This window comes from Arthrobacter phoenicis (assembly GCF_047238215.1).
GTDB lineage: Bacteria > Actinomycetota > Actinomycetes > Actinomycetales > Micrococcaceae > Arthrobacter.
Genome location: NZ_JBDFMK010000001.1, coordinates 3,355,409 through 3,376,560, shown reverse-complemented (window position 1 = coordinate 3,376,560; position 21,152 = coordinate 3,355,409). Strand labels below are relative to the sequence as shown.

Below are 21,152 nucleotides of genomic sequence, written 5' to 3'. Positions count from 1 at the left end.
GGAACGATGCACCATGCAAACCACCCGAAACACCACAAGAAAGAGCATTCTCATCAAGGCGCTGGTCACCGCGGGTCTGGTGGTGGCGGCGCTCCTGGGCGGCCCTGCGGCTGTCGCCCGAGCGGAGGACAAACCCCTGATCGGCCTGACCTTCGACGACGGGCCCTCACCGCAGCGGACGGCTTTCGTCCTCGACGTCCTCAAGCAGAAGGGCGTGAAGGCGACCTTCTTCCTGCAGGGCGTCAACGCCCAGCAGTACCCGGACCTGGTCCGGCGCATCAAGGCCGAGGGGCACGTGATCGGCAACCACTCCTGGAACCACCCCAATTTCCCGGAGCTGAGCAACGCCCAGCAGAAGGACCAGATCGACAGCACCAACGCCGCCATCTCGGCCGCTACCGGATCCACCCCGAAACTGCTGCGCTTCCCGTTCGGCAACAGCACCACCTATGCGACCGGCTACCTCAAGACCCTCGGCATGAGCGGCGGGGTCCTCTGGCACTGGGACGTCGGTAATCCCGGCGATTTCGAGTGCCCCGGCGCCACGGGCGTACAGAACTACGTCATGGCAGAGGCCGCCCCCGGAGCGATCATCCTGCTCCACGACGCCGAAGACGTCCTGTACTGCCCGGCGTCGCAGTGGACCTACCTGTCGTCCACCATCGACGCCCTGCGCGCCGAGGGCTACGACTTCGGGGTGGTGGCACCCTCGTCGTCCGCCAACCCGGTGAACCAGGGTTCGCCCGCAGTCGTCGTGGCACCCGCCGGTTAGCCTGCACCGACCGATTCGGGCCGCTCCACGGCGGCCCGGATCAGGTCCGCCAGGCCCGCCAGGTCCACGGCCGCCTCAGTGTCCACCCGGACGGTCGTCCCCAAGTCCAGCGGGGCGGCGTGCTCTGACCAGTCCGCCCAGGTCGCGTCGACCGTCGCCGCGTCCATCGTGTGGATGGGGTGGCGCACCCGCCGCTCATAGCGCGCCCGGGCCGTCTCCGCGCGGACGTCGCACCAGATCTCGGTGATGGCGGGGGCGCCGGACAGGGCGGCCCCTCGACGAGCGTGCTCCAGGTCGCGGGGCCGGTACCACCAGGATTCGACGACGGCTGCACCGGGCACCGCGGCCGCCAGCTGCCACATGGTGTCGGAGGCGATCTGCCCCAGCCGGCCCCCGGAAACGCAGCCGCCGGTGGAGTCCGCGAGCGCCTCCTTGAGCACGTCCTTGGAGATGACGGGGAGCTGCAGGATGTCGCCGAGCTGTCGGCTGAGGGTGGTCTTACCGGAGCCGGGCAGCCCGTTGACCAGAATCAGGAATGAAGCCATGGATCAGGACCCTCCCTTTGCGTGGGTGTCCCGGCGGCCGCGCACGTGCCCCTCCTGCAGCGCTCCCCCGACACTGTCCAGCACGGCCGATGCCACGCGGCACAACTCGTCGCCGGAGCGTTCGGCGGACTCCGCCCACCCGATGAGGTCCGTGGCCTCGGGGCGGTCGAGGCTGCCCAGCCGTCGGACCAGCCACTTGCCGGTGCCGAGCCAGCCGTTGTTGGCGAACAGGAGCAGTTCCGCGCTGCGGACGAAGACGTCGGCCATGACGGCCAGCGCCTCCTCCGGGGCCGGGTTGCCCCGGAGATCGTCGATGGCGGCCGTGAGACCGTACCGCAGGTCATCCCTCTGGTACGGATCCAGGGGCGCGGGGCCGGCGTCCAGGATGGCCCCGGCCTTGTCCCTAAGCTGATCCGCAACGTCCTCGCCCATCAGGGGAAGTCCGGTCGCCCACATGTCGAGCGCCACCGGCCGACGCAGCCCGGCTTCCTTGGCAAACCACTCCTCGATGCCCCCCGGACCATAGACGAACGATTCCACCAGCCATCCGTCGTAGCACAGCGTCTCCGCGTAATTCACGGTCCGGTCGGCGTAGTAGACGACCACGTCGAGATCGGAGGTATCGGTCCCGCGGCCCGCGGGGATGCTGCCCGCCAGTGACGCCGCGGCCGCTTCCGGATGGACCTCGCTGACGAAAGCCCGGGCCGAAGCCACCGCTCGGTCAAGAATTGTCGGTGTCATGGCTGCACTCTAACCCGGGCCCCTTGCTAGGATCGGCCGGACCGTCCCAGGCAGCAGTGACATCCACGAAGGCGAGGATCCATGAAGGCAGCACTCTACGACGGCTTTGCCGCCAGGTACGCCGCGGAGAACGAGTCCAGTCTCCTCAACGCGCACTACGAGCGGCCCGCGATGCTGGAGCTGGCCGGCGACGTCCGGGGCAGGCGGATCCTGGACGCCGGCTGCGGGTCCGGCCCGCTGGCGGAGGCGCTGCTGGCCAAGGGCGCCTCGGTGACCGGGATCGATGTCAGCCCGGCCATGGTCGACCTCGCGCGACGCCGTCTGGGTCCGGACGCTGACCTCCACATCGCGGACCTTGGCGAAGCGCTGCCGTTCCCCGACGACACCTTCGACGATGTCGTCTGCTCGCTGGCCCTTCATTACCTTGAGGACTGGTCGGCACCCCTGGCCGAGCGTCGCCGCGTCCTGGTCCCGGGCGGCCGGCTGTTGTTGTCGGTGAACCATCCGACGGTCAGTGTCGTCAACTATCCCGGCGAGGACTACTTCGCGACCCGGGAGTACTCCGAAGAGTACGAGTTCGACGGCGAGCCTGCAGTGCTCACCTTCTGGCACCGGCCGCTGCACGCCATGTTCGAGGCGTTTTCCGGGGCCGGCTTCCGGGTGGTCCGGGTCGCTGAACCGGCCCCGTCCCCGCACACACCATCGGAACTGCTCCCACCCCGCATCGCCGCGGGTGAGCGCTCCGCGTTCCTCTCGTTCATCTTCTTCGTCCTCGACGCCGGCTGAAGACTCTGACGATGCACCGAAGGCCGACGGTCACCCTCCTTCACCCCGAAGCGCTGAGCAACGCGGCCCAGTATGCCTACGCAGCGTCCGTCGCTCCCGGGGCACGCATGATCTTTCTGGCGGGAGCATGCCCCCTGAATATGGACGGGACGACGGCGGCGGTGGGGGATGTCACCGGCCAAGCGCGGAAGGCGCTCGAGAACATGCTCGTGGCCCTGGAGGCGGCCGGGGCGGGGATTACGGACGTCGTCTTCACGCGGGTTCTCGTGGCGTCCAGCGACCGCGCCGATCTTCTGAAAGCGTGGAGGGTGGTCCGGGAGGCTTTCGGAGATCACGACGTGCCAAGCACCCTGCTGGGCGTCACGGTTCTCGGGTACGCTAACCAGCTTGTCGAAATCGAGGCCGTCGCCGCGGTGGCACCCTGACACGTCTAAGCAGCAGCCAGCTCCGCCGCTGAGCGTCCGCTGAACACAGTGTGTGCTCCCGGCGCATGGCAGCTGGTGGTGCGCCGTGCGCCGTCGTCCGGCCCTCCCTTGTTACGATCGAGGGGTCCGCGGAAACCGCGGGGACCTGCGGCGCACCCTGCGGCGCACGGCCCGACGTGCACGTCCACCAGTCTGAGGTTGATAGATGGTCCTTCAGGATCGCGCAAAAGCTACCCGAGCGGCGGTCATCGCCGGTGCCGCAGCGGTTTTCGAGGAACACGGCTACGGCAGCACCAGCCTGACGCAGGTGGCGGAGCGGGCCCAGGTGACCAAGGGCGCCATGTACTTCCACTACCCCTCCAAGGAAGACCTCGCCCGGGCGGTGATTGCCGAGCAGCACCGCATGGCGGAGGCCGAGGGCCAGCGGGTCCTCGCCAAGGGGCTGACACCCCTCGAATCGATGATCCTGATCTGTGCCACGTTCGGCCTCCAACTGGTGGAGGAACCCGTGGTCCGTGCCGGCATCCGCCTGACCTTTGAGGCCACCTCGTTCGGTCCGCCGGTCCGGGAGCCGTATGTGGACTGGATCGCCACGATCGAGGAATTGGCGGCGCGGGCCAAGGCCGACCGCCAGCTGCGTTCCTCCGTCGACGCCGAAGCCTTCGCCCGGTACCTGGTGGCCTCCTTCACCGGGGTGCAAATGGTCTCCTGTGTCCTGACCGAACGCCAGGATGTCATGCAGCGCATCGAGCAAATGTGGGACATCATGCTGCCGGGAATCCTGCACGAAGGCCTGCTGGGACAAGCCAAAAAGCTGTCGGCGATCATTCCCGGGGCAGTCCTGGAACCCGCCCCGGTAACGGATTAGACAAAAACCGGACGCCCGTCTTGTTTATGGGACTTCTGTGCCCTAGAGTTGTGACACATCCATTAGGAACCGCACTTTTGCGGTAGCTGTGTCGGCGCACAAGTTTTTGGGGGGCGCCGACACGGCTTTTCCGTTTCCGGACGTTCGCACGCATTTGAGCGGCTCAGGCCCACGCCACAGCGGACGGAAGGAGCAGGGCGGCTACTCGCCGTCGTCCGGGCGGCCCGCCTCGCGGTGCAGCCGGGAACGGGCGCTGTTTTCAACCAGGGTGGGGACGTAGATCCTGATCCGGCCCGTGTCCAGGGAGTGGTATTCCTCCCCCACGATGCTCTCGATGCGGTGCCGGGGCTCATCAGGAAAGCGGGCCGCGAGGCGCTCGGTAACCTGGCTGATGGTCGATTCCTGCTCAGCGTCGCTCATCCTGTCATTGTGAGCCAGCGGATATTCGCCGTCAATGAATCCACTGCCGTTCCGGGCGGCGTCACCCGGCATTCATCTTCCTGCCGCACAGTTTCCTCCAACCCCGCATCCCCGGGGCGTTGTTGAGGAAAGGTCACCATGGTGCGTCTTCCCCGCCGGCTGCCCGTTCTCGTGACCCATAGCGGCCGGTTTGTCCTTTCGCCCTTCGCCGCTGCCGACGTCGACCCCTTGGCCCGCCTGCTGACGCACGACGCGGTGTGGTCGCAGGGCTACGGCGACGGCGGCCCCCGGCCCGCCACTTACGGTCAACTCATCGAGTTCATCCACCGGCGCTACGACGGACTGGCGGTCTTCGCCATCCACCATCACAGGATGCCCGGATCGCCGCTGTTCGCCGGCACCACCGGTATCACCGGCGCCTCGGACGGCAGGGTCAGGGTGGGCCGCACAGTGATCGACCCTGCACTGTGGGGAACGGGCGCCAACCACGAGGCGAAGGTCGCCGTCTTCGATTGGCTGTTCGCGGCTGGGGCCGACGGGATCGAGTGCGACGTGGATCCGCGCAACGTCCGCTCGCTGAAGTCGCTGACCACCCTGGGGTTCGCCGTCGAGGGCTTCCGCAGGATCCCGTCGCCCGCCACGGACTCCGGCTGGCGGGACATGGCCGTCCTCGTCCTCCCCGCGGAAGCCTGGCCCGAAGCCCGGGCACGAGCGGTGCGGACGATCGATGCCGGACGGCGCACCCTAGGGGCACCCGCTTAGCGCTGCCGGGTCGAATATTTGCGTGTTTTGCCGGGCGGCGCGCCGCCCCGGGGTACCTTTAGGGAGTTGCCGAACATTTCGGCTTGGCTCTTGGAAGGTAAGGGGACATGGCACGGGTTATTGTCGACGGCGGCAAGGGCAGCGTTGAGCTCGACGACGGCGGTTACGTGCACCTGCGCTGGCTTCCCAAGGTAGACATCCAGGTCGAGGACGCCCGGGCCGCGATGGCCACCGTGAACGACGTCTGCCAGGACCAGCCCCACCCCATGCTCGTGGACATGGCCTCGGTCGCGTCGGTGAGCCGTGAGGCGCGGGCCATCTGGTCCATCCCCTGCAGCGCCTCGCGCATCGCGCTGCTGGGCCGCTCGCCCGTGGACCGCGTCCTGGCGAACTTCTTCCTCGGCGTGCACATCCCGCCGTGCCCCACCCGGTTCTTCACCTCCCGTGACGACGCCCTGGCGTGGCTCAATACCGGACAAGCTGGTCCGACGGCGTGAGCCCTGACGGGGAGACCGCCGATCCTCGGCTTCAGGAACTCGTCGAAGGAATTGTCCGCCTGGCCGCCGGCGACCTTGAGGCACGGCTCGTTGCCTCCGAGAACGGTGACGAGATCGATGCGGTGATCACGGGCATCAACCTGCTGGCGGAGGAACTCGGCCACATCCACGCGGAACTCGAGGAGCGCGTGGCCGCCCGGACGGCCATGCTGCGCCGGACGCAGGTGGAGCTGGAACTGATGGCCAAGACGGATGCCCTCACCGGCCTGGCCAACCGGCACCTGCTCAGCGAACGGATCCGCGACGCCATCGCGGCCGCCCCCGACGCCGCCAGGGTCCCGGCCGTGCTGGTGCTGGACCTCGACTCCTTCAAGGCCATCAATGACACCCTCGGCCACAGTGCCGGCGACGCGGTGCTGGTGGAGGTCTCCCGGCGCCTGCTCTCGGTGGTGCGGGCCGAGGACACCGTCGCGCGCCTCGGCGGCGACGAGTTCGCCGTCCTCATCGACGGGGCCACGGAGGAAGAGACCCTCGCCATCGCACAGCGCGCCCGCGACGCGCTGCAGGAAAGCGTGAAGATCGGCTCCGAGACGGTCTGGACGACGGCCAGCATCGGCGTCTGCATCCAGCGCCCCGGCTACTCGCCCGAGGACCTCATCCGCGACGCGGACATCGCCATGTACCAGGCCAAGTCCGAGGGCCGGAACAAGGTCCGCCGTTTCCATCCGGACATGCTCGACGCCGTCCTGGAGCGGTCGCGGATCACCTCCGAGCTGCGCAGCGCCGCCGCCGGCGGGGAACTCGCCCTGCTGTACCAGCCGGTGGTGGAGCTCGCCACCGGGAGGATCGCCGGCGTCGAGGCACTGGTCCGGTGGCACCACCCCGTCCACGGGACCATCATGCCGGACCTGTTCATCGGCATCGCCGAGGAGACCGGGCTGATCCTGGAACTGGGCCGGTGGGTGCTCCAGGAGGGCATCGCCCAGTTGGGCCGCTGGAAGGCCGAGGCCCCGGAACTGGCCGGCTTCGGCCTCCATGTGAACCTCTCCGCCGCGGAACTCCTGCGCAACGACCTGGTCGACGATGTCCGGGAAACCCTGTCTCGCCACGGCGTGGAGCCCCGCCGGCTGGTCCTCGAGATCACCGAGACCGTCCTCATGTCCCGCGGCGCCGGTGAGGAGCAAATCCTGCACCGGCTGCGGGACCTCGGCGTCGGACTGCAGATCGACGATTTCGGAACCGGGTACTCATCGATCAGCTACCTGCGCTCCCTCCCGGCGGATACCGTTAAGGTGGACCAGTCCCTGATCCGGAACCTCGAATCGGACCCCCGGCAGCACAAGTTCGTCGCCGCCGTGCTGCAGCTGATCTCGGCCGCCGAGCTGAACGCCATTGTCGAGGGCATCGAAACCGAGGGCCAGGCGTCCCGGCTGCAGGCCATGGGCTGCCAGTACGGCCAGGGCTACCTGTACGGGCGCCCGGTCGACGCCGCGCAAGTGCTCGAACGGCTCCGCGGCGCGGTCCAGCCCCGGTAGAGTAAGCGGATGTCCAAGCTCTGGCAGCAGCTGCTCCTTGTCCCGACGGTGGTGCGCCTGACCTCCAAGGCCCCACGGGACCCGCACACGGCGTGGGACCGGTATTGGACCGGAGTCCGCGCGACCGGCAGCGACGGCGATGTCCTCTGGGATTCGGATTCCGTGGCGGAACACGCCCAGTATGCCAGCATCCTCCTGGACGCCTTCGATCCGGACCTGCCCGTCATCGACGTCGGCTGCGGCAACGGCACGCACACGCGCTGGCTGGCCGGGCTCTTCCCGCAGGTCCTCGGCATCGACGTCTCCCCCGGGGCCGTCGCCCGCGCTGCCCACGAGGCGCGGAACATCGCCAACGCCGACTTCCTGGCCGTGGACGCCACCGGCGAGGGCGCCGGCGCGCAGCTCCTGGACCGGCTCGGGCCGGCGAACGTCTTTGTCAGGGGCGTCTTCCACGTGTTGGATCCCGCGCATCAGGCCGCACTGGCCGCGAACCTTCGGACGCTTGTGGCCGGCCAGGGCCAAGTGTTCCTCGCCGAAACCAACTTCCCCGGATCGAGCCTGGACTACCTCACCGCGCTCGGCGCCAGCCACCACCACGTCCCCCGGCAACTGGAGCGCGCCCTCCAGCACCTCCCCCGGCCGGGACGGTTCGGCGGGGCGGAACGGCAGCGCGCCTTCCCGGCCTCTGACTGGGAGCTCCGTTCCGAGGGGCCGGTCAACATCGAGGTCGTTCCGATGAAGCCGGAGGGGCTCCCCCAACAGGTCCCCGGCTACTTCGCCCTGCTCAAGGGAGTGTAGGGCCGGTGCCGGCGCGTGCCGAGGTGGTCCTGGTCCACGGCCTGTGGCACCAGCCCCGGCACTTCACCACGCTCGCTGAGGCGCTGCGCTCCCGCGGCCTGACAGCCCATGCGCCGCACCTGCACCGCGGCTCGCTTGCCGCCGACACGGACGCCGTCCAATCCGTCGTCGATTCCTGCGCGTCCCCGCCGCTGGTCCTGGGTCACTCCTATGGCGGGTCCGTTATCACCGGGCTTGAGCGGATCAGCCACCTCCTCTACGTTGCCGCATTCGTCCCGGCAGCCGGAGAAAGCGGTGCCTCCCTCGGCGGACCGTCAGCCCCGATCAACAGCATCGTCCAGCACCACGACGGCGGGACTTCAAGCCTGCAACCGGAGTTAGCGGGAGGCCTCCTCTATGCCGACTGCAGCCAGGCAGACCGCGCCCGGGCCACGGCCCTGCTCGTTCCCCAACGGGCGGGGCACGGCCGCGGCGTCCCGGCCCGGGCCGCCTGGCTGACGACGCCGAGCACGTACATCGTCTGCCGGCAGGACAAAGCCCTCGACCCCGCACTTCAATCGCGGATGGCCCGCCGGTGCACCACGTCGCAGGCCCTGGATTCGGGCCACTCCCCGTTCCTCAGCCAGCCCGACGTCGTCGCGGACGCCGTCGTTCGCATTCTGTCCTCCCACTAAGACTGCGTTCCTCGCAATTTGTCAGACTCGTCACCTAACGTTGGGCGAAGGCCGCACCGCACCGGCGGCCGTGGGATTTTCGACGGAAGGCAGACGTGGAATACATCAAACTCGGCAACACCGGCATGGACATCTCACCCCTGGCGCTGGGATGCATGACGTACGGGGACCCGGAGCGCGGCCCGCACCCGTGGACCCTGCCCGAGGAGGAGAGCCGGCCGCTAATCCGGCAGGCCGTGGACGCGGGAATCAACTTCTTCGACACGGCGAACGTCTACTCCAACGGCTCCAGCGAGGAGATCTTGGGCCGCGCCCTGGCGGAGTTCACCCGCCGCGAGGACACCGTCATCGCCACGAAGGTCCACGGCGTCATGCGCCCCGGCCCGAACGGGCGCGGACTCTCGCGCAAGGCCATCGTCGCGGAACTGGACGCAAGCCTCACCCGGCTGGGCACCGACTACATCGACCTCTACCAGATCCACCGCTGGGACCCTTCGACGCCGATCGAGGAGACGCTCGAGGCCCTGCACGACGTCGTCAAGGCCGGCAAGGTCCGCTACATCGGCGCGTCCTCGATGGCGGCCTGGCAGTTCAGCAAGGCGCTCTACCTGCAACAGCTCAACGGCTGGACCCGATTCGTCACCATGCAGGACCACTACAACCTGGTCTACCGCGAGGAGGAACGCGAGATGTTCCCGCTCTGCGCGGACCAGAAGATCGGCGTCCTGCCCTGGAGCCCGCTGGCCCGCGGCAAGCTCACCCGGGACTGGGATGAGAAGACCAATCGCTCGGAAAAGGATGAGTTCGGCAAGACCCTCTACAGCGCCGAGAGCAGCGACCGGGCCGTGGCCGACGCCGTGCGCACCATCGCCGAGCGCCGCGGCGTGCCCCGCGCCCAGGTGGCCCTGGCGTGGGTACGCGCCAACAGCGTGGTCAGCGCCCCGATTGTGGGCGCCAGCAAGGCCCAGCACCTGGAGGACGCCATCGCTTCACTGGAGCTGACGCTGACGCCGGAGGAAATGGCTGAGCTGGAGAGCCCCTACGTCCCGCACGAGGTCGCGGGCTACTAGGGATCGTCCGCGACGCACCGGGCGCGGCACAGGGCGCGGCCTGCCGGTGCCGCACCCGGCCGCCGGGCATCCCCGCGCTTAGCGTGTGGTACGCCGGCGTGGGACAATGGGAAGGATGACTTCCTCAACTTCCCCCTCCGACGCCCCCGACCGAACCCGCGCGAAGGGCGGCGACGCCGTCGGCAGCGCCCGCCCGCAGGTCCGCCCCACGGCGGAAGGCTGGGAGCAGGCACGCACCTCGGAGGGCCGGCCGGTCCTCCAGTTTGCCTCGCCGCGGGTGAAGCAGCCGCCGACGCACCTCGCTGACCTGACCTTGGATGAGCGCGCCGAGAAGCTCAAGGAGAAGGGCGTGCCCGCGTTCCGCGCGAAGCAGCTCTCCACGCACTATTTCCAGCACTGGACCACGGATCCGGAAGCGATGAGCGATCTGCCCAAGGCCGGCCGCGAGGAGCTCGTGGCCGAGATGTTCCCGCCGCTGCTGACCGAGGTCCGCCGCCTCCGCACCGACAACGGGGACACCATCAAGTTCCTCTGGCGGCTGTTCGACGGCGCCCTGGTCGAGTCCGTGCTGATGCGCTACCCCGGCCGGATCACGCTCTGCGTGTCCTCGCAGGCCGGTTGCGGCATGAACTGCCCGTTCTGCGCCACCGGGCAGGCGGGGCTGACCCGCAACATGTCCACCGCGGAGATCGTGGATCAGGTGGTCGCCGCCAACCGGGCCATCGCGGCGGGCGAGCTGGGTCCCAAGGAGCACGACGACGAGCGCGTCACCAACATCGTCTTCATGGGCATGGGCGAGCCGCTGGCCAACTACAAACGCGTCATGGCGGCCCTGCACCGCTTCGTGGACCCGTCCCCCGAGGGTTTGGGCATGTCCGCCCGCAACATCACCGTCTCCACCGTCGGCCTGGTCCCGGCCATCCGCAAGCTGGCGGACGAGGACATTCCGGTCACCTTTGCGCTGTCGCTGCACGCGCCCGACGACGAGCTCCGCGACGAGCTGATCCCGGTGAACAACCGGTGGAAGGTCGATGAGGCGATCGACGCCGCGTACGAGTACTACCGCAAGACCGGCCGCCGCGTCAGCATCGAGTATGCGCTGATCAAGGACATGAACGACCACCCGTGGCGTGCCGACCTGCTGGCGAAGAAGCTGAACCAGCGCGGCCGCGGCTGGGTGCACGTCAACCCGATCCCGCTGAATCCCACCCCGGGTTCCATCTGGACGGCCTCGGAGAAGCCGGTGGCCCAGGAATTCATCGCCCGGCTCCGCGCCGCCGGGGTGCCCTGCACGCTCCGAGACACCCGCGGCAAGGAAATCGACGGAGCCTGCGGCCAGCTCGCCGCCGCTGACGACTAGTCCCCTTCGGGCGGTTCGCCGCCAAGCAATAATGTCAGAGGTCCGCTCTAGTGTTTTTGTATGGAGAGCGGAGAGGCTTTCATCGCAGACACCAGCGCGGGCATCAGGGCGGCAGTAGCGGCCCTGACGGAGTCCGCCGCCGCGCTTGAGCGGCTGCTCTCCTGCCCCGTGGCCGGCCCTGCGCTTGGGCCCGAGGCCGATCCCGCCCGGCTGCTCGCCGACACCTGCCTGGATGGACTCGCGGAAGTTGCGCGCCTGGAATCCCGCACCGCGGCGCTGAAGGTGCACCTGGCCGGCGAGTACGTTCGGCTCACGGATGTGCTCGCCGGACCTGCCGCGACGCCTCAGGAATGCACCGCACGGGAGATGGGCACCGTCGCGGAAATTGCCGGCGTCCTCACAGTCAGTGAACGGTCTGCCGCGGCGCTGATCTCCGAAGCTTCGGCCCTGACGTCGTCACTTCCCCTGACGCTGGGCGCGCTGAGTGCCGGTGAGGTTTCCTGGCAGCACGCCCGGATCATGGTGGACGAAGCCTCAAGTCTCTCCCCCGCCGGTGCCACGGCTCTGGAGAGTCACTTCCTCGACCGGGACGACTCCTCACCGGCCCGCGGCTGTTACGCAGGTGACCTCGTCCCCGGGCGGTTCCGGGCAAAGGCCAAGACCTGGCGCGAGCGGCATCATCCGGACAGCATAGAGGCACGGCACATCCGCGGCGCGGCCGACCGGCGGGTGGAGTTCCATCCCGACCGCGACGGCATGGCCTGGCTCAATGCGCATTTGCCAGCGGTGGAAGCGGCCGGAATCTTCGACCGGCTCACCTCCGCCTCCCGTGCCCTGCAGGGACCGGACGAGCAGCGAACCCTGGCACAGCTCCGTGCGGATGTGGTCGCTACTCTGCTGCTGGCCGACCGTTCCGGCGACCCTGCCGTTGCCGGACCTGGTCTTGAGGGGACCGCCTCGACGTCCACGATAGACCGGGCACCGGTCCCGCGGGCGCAGGTGCTGGTCACCGTCCCGGTGCTGTCGCTGCTGGGCCAGACCGAAGAACCCGCAATGCTGGATGGCTTCGGACCGATCCCACCCTCGATTGCCCGGAGGTTGGTGGCGGACGGGGCGGACTCGTTCTACCGGGTGCTGGTGGATCCCCTGGACGGTGCGCCGTTGGAAATCGGCCGCACCAGCTACCGGATACCCAAGGCGATGCGGCAATGGCTTCGGCTGCGCGACGCCAAGTGCTCCTTCCCAGGCTGTAACAACTTTTCCCTCGATACTGAAGCAGACCACCTGCTGTCGTGGGCTAAGGGCGGCACCACGGGGATCAACAACCTCGGCCAGCCGTGCCGGAAACATCACCGGCTCAGACACACCACGGCGTGGCATCCGACTCCCGCCACGCCCCAGAAACCGCCTCAATGGGTCTCCCCCACAGGACGCCGCTACCGGAGCGAGCAGCAGGACTGGGAACCGCCGCTCTGGCCGAATTCCCTGACACTACTGGGTGCCTCCTCCGGCTCTCCGCTCCTCGGGGACGCTGCCGGCTTCTGAACATTTTCGCTATTCCAATCCCTCCGCGACGGGAGCAAACTTCCACTGCGCGGACCTGCGCCTCAACCAGCAATCAGGAGGGCATTCCAATGTCCAGCATCGAATCCTTCAGCGGAATCGGCGTCTACGAGATGCAAAGCGCGGCGGCCAGGGAGGTGAAGCGCATCATGGCCGAGGCCAAAGGCGACCGCCTGAAGGCCGACAAGATCGTGCTCAGCAAACTGCACGAGCTGAACTTCATCACCGAGGCGGAACTGCCAGTCCTGAACCACATCTGCGAGCTCGGCCACAAGGCCACCGGAGGCAAGCACGACGCCTCCAAGGCCTACCACGAGGTCAAGAAGGCGTACGAGGAACTCATGATGAAGGGCAATGCCAGCCCGGTCGCCCTGGCCTATGCTTCCGGGGCCGTCGGATCCTACGTCTCCGAGGGCGGCGGCGGAGGTTCAACCACGGTGGTCTACAAGAAGTCCGGAGGTAACTGGCAGGGCACCCTGGCCGGTGCGGGTGGAGTGATCGGAGGTTACTTCGGTGGCGCTGGCGGGGCGGCCCTGGGTGCCGCCGTCGGCAGCGTGGTCGGAAAGATCATCGACGAGTGCTGACCCGACGCGGATATCCCCCGGTACCCCGCCCCCAATACAGAACGGCCCCGCACAAAGATGCGGGGCCGTTCTGCATCCCGTAGGGGTGGGAGCGGCGTTAGATCCGTCTGGCCCTCGAGCTACTTTGACTCACAATGCTCGGGCAGAGCGGGTCTGGACGTTAGCGCAGCTGACGGTGCGGCATACTTGCGGCATGACAGAACCATCGGAGTATGAAATCGAGGCTTGGCGCAATGTTCAAGCCTTCAAAGGGCGCCCTCTTTCGCAAATCGCACGAAACGCAGGCGAAAAGGCAGCCGCAGGTGTTGAAGAACTCGGTCAGCGGGCCAGCAGGTATCTGGAAGACCATCCGACCGCGGAATCCGTTGTCGCCCGGAGCCAAACCCTAGTGGCGAAAGGTGCTCAAAAGATTAGCGTGGGGGCGCGTAAAGCGAAAGACGCTATTCCAGATGGAATCGGCGACTGGGGTAACTCGGCGTTCGGCGCGATGAGGCAGACTGCTGGGCGGGTGTCGCGGGTCGGGCTCTCGCCGAAGCAGGTAGTTGCCAAGCATAAAAAGCGCGGGCACGAAGTCTCGCGACTCATGGATCTCCGAAAACTTGATCTTGAACAAATCGATGCCGTCCGGGGACGGGCGATGAGCTGGGCCTATCCGCTTGCCGCAGCCCTGTCCGGCGCTTCGGCGGGGCTAGTGATTTCCGGCGGAGAGCTTGCCATCCCTGTGACGGCCGGTGCCTCCGCGGCCCCTTCGGCAGGAGTGATAGCCGCTGCGGTGGTTGGGGATGCAGCGGTTGTTCTTGGACTCGCTTCACGCTCCGTCGGACATGTGTCGCTGCTTTACGGCTACGATCCGGAAGAACCAGCTGAAAAGCTTTTCGTCATGTCTGTCGTTAACGCGGGGACGGCCCTATCGTCCAGCGCGAAAACTGCTGCGATGGCGGACGTCTCGCGGCTCACCCAATCGCTTGCCCGTGGGAAGTCCTGGGCTGTGCTTCTTGACGGCTCTGTAGTTGCAAATGTGTCGAAAAAGTTCGCAGAAAAGTTCACGGTTCGGCTTACTAAGCAAGGTCTCGGAAAAGTGGTGCCAGCCGCCGGAATCGTCCTCGGTGGTACCTTCAACTGGGCCACATTGGAATCTATAGTCGATGTCGCCGACATCGAATACAGGAAGCGATTCCTATTGGAGAAGTATCCCCACTTAGCTGAAACGGTGGCGGAGGCCGCACAGGGTAACTATGCCGGCGCTTCCCCGAGTGGCTCCGACGAGGACATTAGTGTGATGGATGAACTGGCAGCGGCTGGCGGTCCGGACCTCCGCTGACCTCCCGAAATATCGGCGTGCAACCCGCAATGCACGCCAATCAGTACGATGAAAATGGAAAAATGGGAAATCAAGAATCAATGGTGTCACACGACGTGGCGCCACAAAGTCAACGGCGCCGAGGCAGGCCGATCAAAGGCATTTTGCTGCTCGTCCTTGGCGCACTGACCACACTCGCTGTGGTCGCGGCACTAAGTTTTTGGGGGCTACTTCCTTTTCAAGCCCGCACAATCGATCGCAGCCAACCGACGCTCCTCCAATCTATTCAGGAGGTCAGTCGGCTGGAGGGGGCCGTTGGAAACTTCGAGAAAGTGATTGACATCGAAGAAGGCACGACCGGGATGCCCAGCATCCTGGCAGGACGGCGAACACTGTTCGTTGCAGCCGGAACCGTCGACGCCTACGTAGATCTATCCTCTGTCTCCGAGGGAGACCTTTACATCTCTCCGGATGGTAAAGCCGTGACACTCCACTTGCCGGAAGCTCAACTCGACAAACCCAACGTCAATTTTGACCGGTCGTACACCTATAGGCAGGACCGGGGACTGTTCGACGTGGTCGCCGATTCGTTTACGGCTCCGGATCAGGCCAAGCTCTACAAACTGGCTGAGACCAAGTTTGCGGAAGCCGCCGCGGAGTCCGACCTCCGAGGGAAAGCTACAGAGCAGGCAAGGGCGTTCCTCTCCAGCTTGGGCGGCCGTCTCGGAGTCGAGGTTAGTTTCCGCAAGTAGCAGGGCGGTAGGTGAACACCTAGCGCCCAGGGTCGAGCCGATGGATTCACGTGATCGGCTGTCCCTCACAGATTGACCCCGCAAGGCTCACACCTTGCGGGGTCGATTTACGTTGCAGCCGAATTCTCTATGAGGAGCCAGACGACCCCGGTGTCGGATTTGCTTATGGAATCTGAATCCTTGCGCCCGTACGTCCGTTGGCGTCCTTAGCCGAAACGTACAGGGGGTTAGCGCTGGTCTTTCCGGCTTCGGTTGACCATAGGGCATCAAGGATCAGGTAAGTGCCGTTCTTCGGCGGGATGTGCTCACTAGCTTCGCCCAGAGGCGAATGAGCCATCGTCGCGGACTCCCAAGACCCAGCCCTTTGCCGCGCAGGTCCTCGGCTTTGACTCGCAGCGATAATGGCCCTTTTGCAGTGCATTGTCACGTGGCAGCGTGCAGGGATCCGTCAAATAAGTGATTCCGCCCGAGGAAGCGGTCGGCATCGCCTGTGCAGTCCCCAGCAAGATCCGCTCGGCTAACTATCGGATTCCACTGCGGCGTCCTTCCGAAACCCTTGCTGGCCGGCCCGCCATGCGACGATGTCCAACGCCCTCAAGGCTGAGATCTTCTCGCCGGGAGCGATTGCCGCCAGAGCTTGCCAATGGTCCAACTGGCCGGTGAGGTCTTTCTGGACGGCTTGAAGCCAAGACCGGCTGTATGATTCCCAGCTCCGCCCCTTCACCGGTGGGACCGGGGCATCCGCGCAGTCCGTGTAGCAGTAAGACACGTACTTGTCATAGATCGGGATGAGTCCAGGCCGCTTCCTTGCGAGCACCTTGGCGACCTTCGTCATCCTGACCCATTTCGGACGCTTGGGGTCGAGGACACTGAAAAGCTTTGCGACGGCGTCCAAGGTGTCCGAGCCCGCCTCCTCCAGCGGCAGGTCGAATTCGATGCCCTCGAGGTGCTCGTTCAGCTTTGGTATGAGGGCTTCAAGGGCATAGTACGTAGGTATCGGGTTCCTAGAGACATTCAGCAAAGCGATTGCCAAGAGGTCCGCCTGCCCGACGTCGATCCTTTCCTTCCCGGCCCCCTCATATGTGTCGTAGGCGGGGTATCCGGAACCGCCCGGATGGTTCACCAGATAGTCCGTGGCCCAGTTCTCGGCCTGCTCATAAGGGACGGTGAGACCGCCAACTCGAAGTGTCGTCATAGGGCCACGGTAACGGGCGCCTGAGCCGCCGGAGTTTCGGCTCGCCGCTTTGGGCCTTGAGGAGCGCCGAGGCGCAACTCTGTCTCGACACTTGCAGGGCAACACCGTGCACACACCGGACGTTAGCCGACCCGGAGACGCCGAAGCAGGAATTCACGCTGATTTCGACCTGGTGGCGCACGGGGAGACAATCTCCCCGGTAGATACCGTCACCGCCGTTGGCGTGTATGGTCCCGTGGACTCCGCAGCCATTTACGCGTGCCAGGCAATCGACGAGCGTAGGGATTTAGCCAGGCGCTGGACGGAAGCATTCACGGACGGCTCGGTCGTCGAGAAGCCGGCAGCCTGGCGGCCGATCACGGCCGACAGTTCCGACCAGGTAATCCAGCAGAAGACATCGTGGATCCGTTCAACCAGCCCTTCCAACGCCAGCTGCTCGTTGTTAGCGCGCAGTAGTACTGACTCAAGTTCGGCGGAAATGGCGTCTTCGAGGCTCATTCGGCCACGGCCTCGAACCAGAACCGGAGGTTCCGCACCCAGCAGCAGAATCAAAGGAGTGCGCGTCCCGGCGTGCGCCATCGTTGCCACATATTCCCTGGCCAGCTGCTCCGGCTGGAATGAACTCGTTCGAACGCGTTTGGCCTCAACGAGGACAAACGAGCCCAGAGAAGTGATGAGAGCGTCTGGCTGCACCACGAGCTGGTCAGTGCCTGGCCGGTTCGGGGCGAGCGTCATATCCCCTGGCAGGAATCGAAGTTCGGCTTCTTCGATCTCTTTGGCCAGGACATTCCTGGCGTGGTCTGCGCCCTGGGCGGCACGAATTGCCGCACCGAGGAAGCGGTCGCGGGGAAGGAAATCGAGCGCCATCATGACTTCTGCGCTCAGCACGTTCTCCCGGCCCCGGCCGCCCTGACGGTAACTGGTCGCGTGTTCCCACGAGACTTCCTCAAGCAGCTTTCCGACCATCGACATGGCAATACCCGGCACGGCTTCCACACAGATTCCTTTTCAACTCGTCGATTGCAGACCTGACCGTGACCGCCGGCTTACCCCACCATCGCCGAAACGCGTACTCGATTCAGCGCCTCAGCCAGCAGATCCACATCCGCCTCCGGGAACAAGCTTTCCGGCCCCGAAGGCGCAGCGTCGCTGTAGGGAGACTCGTATAGAGCGCCGACGTCCACGACGCCGTTCTCGGTGAGTTGCTGGACGATCATGTTAACGAAGTGCAGCTGGTTGGCGTTGAGGGTTTTGTCCCCCACGAACTCGGACAGGGAATCCAACGCCGCCTGACGGTCCATCCCCACCAGGGACCTGACAAACAGCCCCAGACCCTCAGCCTGCTCAGTGGCCGCTTCAAGTTCCTCAGGCGAACCCGCACCGCTCTCAATCAGCATGCGCTCAAGTTCAGCCAGATCAGTCTCCGTCAGAGGCAGCCCGCGGCGCAGGCGATGGATGGCCATGTGGTCCAGGAAGCCCTGGAGGTACATCCGGGCCTTCTCGCGGTACCGGGTCAGATCTACGGATCCGGTCAGGGTCCCCTTCAGCTCGCCTTCCACGATCTCGCCGAGGGTGTCTTCGAAGTTCGTGTAGACCACCTTGCGGCGCTTCTTCTCGATCAGGTGCACCAGCCCCCGGAGCCGCACGCGGATCAGCTCAAGCCACTGCGGCGAGACCTGGCCCCATTCCCCTCCCTCCAGAATCGACTGGATCAGAAGCATCTGGGCGGCGATGGCGGGGATGTTCGGCTGATCCTGCAGGGCGGAGGCAATCTCGACAATCTTCTTGCGGTACGGCTCGACGGCGGCCGCAGAGGTCAGAGAAGCCAACTGCGCCTGATACATCAGCAGGTCGAAGCGTTTGGCTTCCTCCGTATCGGCAGCGGAAGCCAGCGTCGCCAAGGGGGCCAGCTTGGTCTGCAGGTCCGTCAGATCCTGCGTGCCAATGGTGCCCCACGAGGCGGGCGACGAGAACTTCTCCACCCACTGCAACTGCGGGCGTACCAGGAAGTTTTCCCGAGGCATCCCCGCCACCTGCCCCACCAGGCCGGCTTGAAGTGCCGGCACGAAGTCGCCGTCGAGTCCGGCCGTGCGGGCTTCGGCCAGGAGCTGTGCCCGGACGGCGAAGCTGCGGTGCGCCAAAGACTGGCCTAGGGACCCTTCAGACCCCGGCAGCTCGGTGTTGAAGTATTCAATGTTCTGGCAAACGTCGAAAATGAAGAAGTCCTGCTTGTCCTCGCCGGGTCCGTACAGCTCAGGCCTGAGCCGGGTACCCCTGCCCACCATCTGCCAAAACTTTGTCTTGGAACGCACCACCTTGAAAAAGAGCAGGTTGACCACTTCGGGCACGTCAATCCCGGTATCCAGCATGTCCACGGACACGGCGATGTGCGGACTGTCCTCGGAACGGGCGAAGGCATCGATCAGGGTAGAGACGTAGTTGACGCTATGGGTGATGACCTTCGCGAAAGTTCCCCCGTACTGGGGGAAGTTGATGTTGAACCGCTCGGCGATGAATTCGGCATGCTTCATGTTCTTGGCGAAGATGATCGTCTTGCCGAGCCGGTCCCCCCCGGCGACCTTGTGCCCTCGGGTCATCAGCACCTCGAGAGCCTTGTCCACAGTGTTGGCGTTGAACAGCCAGGTGTTCAGGATGGCCGGATCCACGGCGTCGGGGATCTCCCCGTCCTCATCCCATTCAGCGGAGTCCCACTCCTCCTTTTCCTCCTCCGAGAGTTCCTCGTAGCGGATTCCTTCGACCGGGAACTTCAGCGGAATGGAAACGGTCCGGGGCGGGACGAGGTAGCCGTCGGAGATGGCCTCCGTCAACTCGTAAGCGAACGTGGGGACGTGGTCCTCGATGTCGAACAGGGAGTAAGTGTTGCGGTCCACCTCGGACTGCGGCGTGGCTGTCAGGCCCACCAGATACGCATCAAAGTACTCAAAGATGGCCCGGTATTTCTGGTACACGGAACGGTGGGCCTCATCGATGATGATCAGGTCATAGTGGCCGATCCCGAACCGCTGCTTCAGGACTGTGCCGTCATCCGTCCGTTCGTTGATCAGGTTCATCATCGTCGGATAGGTGGCGATGTGGATGCGGCTGTCCGCCTCCACATCGCGGCCCAGCACCACCGGGGACGATCCGGGGAGATTGGTCTTGAAGGCGCGGGCTGCCTGGTCGACCAGGGCGACGCGGTCGGCCAGGAACAGGACGCGTTTGGCCCAGTTAGCCTGCATCAGCAGGCTGGAGAGCGCGACAACAGTGCGCGTCTTGCCGGAGCCGGTCGCCATCACCAGCAGCGCCTTGCGTTCCTTGTCCGTTTCCAAGGCGTCGGTGACGGCGCGAATGGCGGCCTGCTGGTAGCTGCGGCCTGCGATCTCGGTGTTGATTGGCGCCGTCGCCAGGGGTTTCCGGGTAGTGCGGCGGTCGACCATGAGCTGGAGCTGGTCCCGGGTGTGGAAGCCCTGGACAGGACGGGGCGGATACCCTGAGGCGTCGTCCCAGATCCAGTATTCGTAGCCGTTGCTGTAGTAAATGACCGGGCGCTGGCCCTTCTCCGTCTCCAGCGCGTCGGCGTAGAGCTTGGCCTGCTGCTGGCCCTCGTACGGTGACTTAGATGACCGTTTGGCTTCGACGACGGCCAGTGGCTTGCCGTCGGCTCCCCAAAGGACGTAGTCCACGAACCCGGTTCCGGTGGCGGGGCCGGCGTGGGTGGGCATGTGGTGGACTTCGAATTCGCGGTCCTCGGCCTTGTCCAGTGCCCATCCGGCTTCGCCCAGGTACAGGTCGATGTATACCCGGGTTTCCGCTTCGGAGTAGTCGTGGCCGTCCGGGAGCTTCTGGTTTTCCTCCTTCGCCCGGGCGATCTGTGCGCGCAGGGCCTCAAGCTGGGCGTGCAGTTGCTCGTTGTCCTGCTTCTGGGCGGCCAGCGCCGCGTCCTTGACCGCCAGTTCTTCGGCGAGTTTGGCCGTCTGGTCCGCAGTGCGGGGCTTCTCAACAGGCACCGGAACGCCCGGCTTCGGGATCGGGCTGAGGAACTGTCCGTTGAATGAAACAGTTGGGGGCGGGCGGTTGGCAGGATCCCGGGTGTAGCGAAGCGCCAGCCAGATGCAGACGTGGAAGAGTTCCCGAAGAGTCTGCTCAGAATGCTGAACGGTGATGGCAGCGTTGGTGTGGATGGCGCTGTTCGCCACCTTGCGGATGAGGTGGAACTTGCTGAGGATCGTCTCGCCCGCGAGCCGCTTGAACGTCGGCTCCGACATCAGGCCGTTGAGATCGCTCTTGTAGGGCAACGTCAGGGAGTCATCAGCGTCGTACAGCCAGGCTAGTAGCGCTTCGACGGACCGCCGCGCGTACAGCAGTGAAGACCGAGGGTCCTTCCGCGCGTATAGCTCGGCCAGCCGCGCTTCTTTCGCTATACCCGGCCACTCGGCCTGCAGTACAGCGAAGTTGCTGTTTACATCCCCCAATGCCACTCCTCTGTTGTTCTTCTCTCTGGAGCC

The 21,152-nt window shown here is 65.7% G+C and carries 21 protein-coding genes; 15 read left to right on the top strand and 6 right to left on the bottom strand.

Going from position 1 to position 21,152, the window contains the following annotated elements; genetic code table 11:
• The first annotated feature begins 13 nt into the window (after window positions 1-13).
• Window positions 14-772, top strand: a complete 759-nt coding sequence (locus ABC337_RS15980) for a polysaccharide deacetylase family protein (protein ID WP_412883119.1) — start codon at window positions 14-16, stop codon at window positions 770-772.
• Here the strand turns inward: ABC337_RS15980 and ABC337_RS15975 are convergent.
• Together ABC337_RS15975 and ABC337_RS15970 are read right to left on the bottom strand one after the other, a co-directional pair.
• Complete coding sequence (locus ABC337_RS15975) at window positions 769-1,317, bottom strand: P-loop nucleotide/nucleoside kinase family protein (protein WP_412883120.1); 549 nt, start codon at window positions 1,315-1,317, stop codon at window positions 769-771. The genes ABC337_RS15980 and ABC337_RS15975 overlap by 4 nt on opposite strands.
• A gap of 3 nt (window positions 1,318-1,320) precedes the next feature.
• Window positions 1,321-2,058, bottom strand: coding sequence for a hypothetical protein (locus ABC337_RS15970; protein ID WP_412883121.1), 738 nt, complete (start codon window positions 2,056-2,058; stop codon window positions 1,321-1,323).
• A gap of 81 nt (window positions 2,059-2,139) precedes the next feature.
• Between ABC337_RS15970 and ABC337_RS15965 the strand changes: the two genes are divergently transcribed.
• The 3 genes from ABC337_RS15965 to ABC337_RS15955 all read left to right on the top strand — a co-directional run bounded on the left by ABC337_RS15965 (window position 2,140) and on the right by ABC337_RS15955 (window position 4,137).
• Entirely contained in the window at window positions 2,140-2,844 is a 705-nt protein-coding gene (locus tag ABC337_RS15965; RefSeq protein ID WP_412883122.1) for a class I SAM-dependent methyltransferase, read from the top strand.
• Window positions 2,845-2,855: 11 nt separating this feature from the next.
• On the top strand, window positions 2,856-3,269 hold the full coding sequence (locus ABC337_RS15960; RefSeq protein WP_412883123.1) for a RidA family protein: 414 nt from the start codon (window positions 2,856-2,858) through the stop codon (window positions 3,267-3,269).
• 205 nt (window positions 3,270-3,474) lie between these two features.
• The gene (locus tag ABC337_RS15955; protein ID WP_412883124.1) at window positions 3,475-4,137 is read left to right on the top strand and encodes a ScbR family autoregulator-binding transcription factor; all 663 of its coding nucleotides are present in this window, start codon (window positions 3,475-3,477) and stop codon (window positions 4,135-4,137) included.
• A gap of 201 nt (window positions 4,138-4,338) precedes the next feature.
• Here the strand turns inward: ABC337_RS15955 and ABC337_RS15950 are convergent, their stop codons facing one another.
• Window positions 4,339-4,557, bottom strand: coding sequence for a three-helix bundle dimerization domain-containing protein (locus ABC337_RS15950; RefSeq protein WP_412883125.1), 219 nt, complete (start codon window positions 4,555-4,557; stop codon window positions 4,339-4,341).
• A 138-nt stretch (window positions 4,558-4,695) separates the two neighbouring features.
• Between ABC337_RS15950 and ABC337_RS15945 the strand changes: the two genes are divergently transcribed.
• From ABC337_RS15945 to ABC337_RS15895, 11 genes are all read left to right on the top strand, one after another.
• Complete coding sequence (locus ABC337_RS15945) at window positions 4,696-5,319, top strand: GNAT family N-acetyltransferase (RefSeq protein WP_412883126.1); 624 nt, start codon at window positions 4,696-4,698, stop codon at window positions 5,317-5,319.
• 107 nt (window positions 5,320-5,426) lie between these two features.
• Entirely contained in the window at window positions 5,427-5,816 is a 390-nt protein-coding gene (locus tag ABC337_RS15940) for a DUF7793 family protein (RefSeq protein ID WP_412883127.1), read from the top strand.
• Window positions 5,813-7,351, top strand: coding sequence for a putative bifunctional diguanylate cyclase/phosphodiesterase (locus ABC337_RS15935; protein WP_412883128.1), 1,539 nt, complete (start codon window positions 5,813-5,815; stop codon window positions 7,349-7,351). The genes ABC337_RS15940 and ABC337_RS15935 overlap by 4 nt, the downstream gene beginning before the upstream one ends.
• Before the next feature lie 9 nt (window positions 7,352-7,360).
• Complete coding sequence (locus ABC337_RS15930; protein ID WP_412883129.1) at window positions 7,361-8,149, top strand: class I SAM-dependent methyltransferase; 789 nt, start codon at window positions 7,361-7,363, stop codon at window positions 8,147-8,149.
• A 5-nt stretch (window positions 8,150-8,154) separates the two neighbouring features.
• Window positions 8,155-8,823 carry an alpha/beta fold hydrolase gene (locus tag ABC337_RS15925; protein WP_412883130.1) on the top strand — a complete coding sequence of 223 codons (669 nt, stop codon included), beginning with the start codon at window positions 8,155-8,157 and terminating at the stop codon, window positions 8,821-8,823.
• Between the two features lie 95 nt (window positions 8,824-8,918).
• The gene (locus ABC337_RS15920) at window positions 8,919-9,893 is read left to right on the top strand and encodes an aldo/keto reductase (protein WP_412883131.1); all 975 of its coding nucleotides are present in this window, start codon (window positions 8,919-8,921) and stop codon (window positions 9,891-9,893) included.
• Window positions 9,894-10,008: 115 nt separating this feature from the next.
• Window positions 10,009-11,253: a dual-specificity RNA methyltransferase RlmN gene (gene rlmN / locus ABC337_RS15915; protein WP_412883132.1), complete on the top strand. Its 1,245-nt coding sequence runs from the start codon at window positions 10,009-10,011 to the stop codon at window positions 11,251-11,253.
• Between the two features lie 60 nt (window positions 11,254-11,313).
• Entirely contained in the window at window positions 11,314-12,798 is a 1,485-nt protein-coding gene (locus tag ABC337_RS15910) for an HNH endonuclease signature motif containing protein (RefSeq protein WP_412883133.1), read from the top strand.
• Between the two features lie 89 nt (window positions 12,799-12,887).
• Complete coding sequence (locus ABC337_RS15905; RefSeq protein ID WP_412883134.1) at window positions 12,888-13,400, top strand: hypothetical protein; 513 nt, start codon at window positions 12,888-12,890, stop codon at window positions 13,398-13,400.
• Between the two features lie 193 nt (window positions 13,401-13,593).
• Entirely contained in the window at window positions 13,594-14,721 is a 1,128-nt protein-coding gene (locus tag ABC337_RS15900) for an EcsC family protein (RefSeq protein ID WP_412883135.1), read from the top strand.
• Between the two features lie 29 nt (window positions 14,722-14,750).
• Window positions 14,751-15,452, top strand: coding sequence for a DUF4230 domain-containing protein (locus ABC337_RS15895; protein WP_412883136.1), 702 nt, complete (start codon window positions 14,751-14,753; stop codon window positions 15,450-15,452).
• A 517-nt stretch (window positions 15,453-15,969) separates the two neighbouring features.
• On the opposite strand, the gene ABC337_RS15890 is transcribed toward ABC337_RS15895, so the two are convergent.
• The 3 genes from ABC337_RS15890 to ABC337_RS15880 form a co-directional block, all read right to left on the bottom strand.
• On the bottom strand, window positions 15,970-16,647 hold the full coding sequence (locus ABC337_RS15890; RefSeq protein WP_412883137.1) for a DUF6308 family protein: 678 nt from the start codon (window positions 16,645-16,647) through the stop codon (window positions 15,970-15,972).
• Window positions 16,648-16,899: 252 nt separating this feature from the next.
• Window positions 16,900-17,643: a hypothetical protein gene (locus ABC337_RS15885; protein WP_412883138.1), complete on the bottom strand. Its 744-nt coding sequence runs from the start codon at window positions 17,641-17,643 to the stop codon at window positions 16,900-16,902.
• A gap of 50 nt (window positions 17,644-17,693) precedes the next feature.
• Window positions 17,694-21,119, bottom strand: a complete 3,426-nt coding sequence (locus tag ABC337_RS15880; RefSeq protein ID WP_412883139.1) for a DEAD/DEAH box helicase family protein — start codon at window positions 21,117-21,119, stop codon at window positions 17,694-17,696.
• Between the last annotated feature and the right edge of the window lie 33 nt (window positions 21,120-21,152).

Bases quoted from the DNA above. Each gene is read 5' to 3' on its own strand.
- ABC337_RS15930 (WP_412883129.1), top strand. From the start codon at position 7,361: ATGTCCAAGCTCTGGCAGCAGCTGCTCCTTGTCCCGACGGTGGTGCGC.
- ABC337_RS15890 (WP_412883137.1), bottom strand. From the start codon at position 16,647: ATGACGACACTTCGAGTTGGCGGTCTCACCGTCCCTTATGAGCAGGCC.
- ABC337_RS15960 (WP_412883123.1), top strand. From the start codon at position 2,856: ATGCACCGAAGGCCGACGGTCACCCTCCTTCACCCCGAAGCGCTGAGC.
- ABC337_RS15945 (WP_412883126.1), top strand. From the start codon at position 4,696: ATGGTGCGTCTTCCCCGCCGGCTGCCCGTTCTCGTGACCCATAGCGGC.
- ABC337_RS15900 (WP_412883135.1), top strand. From the start codon at position 13,594: ATGACAGAACCATCGGAGTATGAAATCGAGGCTTGGCGCAATGTTCAA.
- ABC337_RS15940 (WP_412883127.1), top strand. From the start codon at position 5,427: ATGGCACGGGTTATTGTCGACGGCGGCAAGGGCAGCGTTGAGCTCGAC.
- ABC337_RS15975 (WP_412883120.1), bottom strand. From the start codon at position 1,317: ATGGCTTCATTCCTGATTCTGGTCAACGGGCTGCCCGGCTCCGGTAAG.
- ABC337_RS15965 (WP_412883122.1), top strand. From the start codon at position 2,140: ATGAAGGCAGCACTCTACGACGGCTTTGCCGCCAGGTACGCCGCGGAG.
- ABC337_RS15980 (WP_412883119.1), top strand. From the start codon at position 14: ATGCAAACCACCCGAAACACCACAAGAAAGAGCATTCTCATCAAGGCG.
- ABC337_RS15955 (WP_412883124.1), top strand. From the start codon at position 3,475: ATGGTCCTTCAGGATCGCGCAAAAGCTACCCGAGCGGCGGTCATCGCC.
- ABC337_RS15905 (WP_412883134.1), top strand. From the start codon at position 12,888: ATGTCCAGCATCGAATCCTTCAGCGGAATCGGCGTCTACGAGATGCAA.
- ABC337_RS15950 (WP_412883125.1), bottom strand. From the start codon at position 4,557: ATGAGCGACGCTGAGCAGGAATCGACCATCAGCCAGGTTACCGAGCGC.
- ABC337_RS15910 (WP_412883133.1), top strand. From the start codon at position 11,314: ATGGAGAGCGGAGAGGCTTTCATCGCAGACACCAGCGCGGGCATCAGG.
- ABC337_RS15970 (WP_412883121.1), bottom strand. From the start codon at position 2,058: ATGACACCGACAATTCTTGACCGAGCGGTGGCTTCGGCCCGGGCTTTC.
- ABC337_RS15895 (WP_412883136.1), top strand. From the start codon at position 14,751: ATGCACGCCAATCAGTACGATGAAAATGGAAAAATGGGAAATCAAGAA.
- rlmN (WP_412883132.1), top strand. From the start codon at position 10,009: ATGACTTCCTCAACTTCCCCCTCCGACGCCCCCGACCGAACCCGCGCG.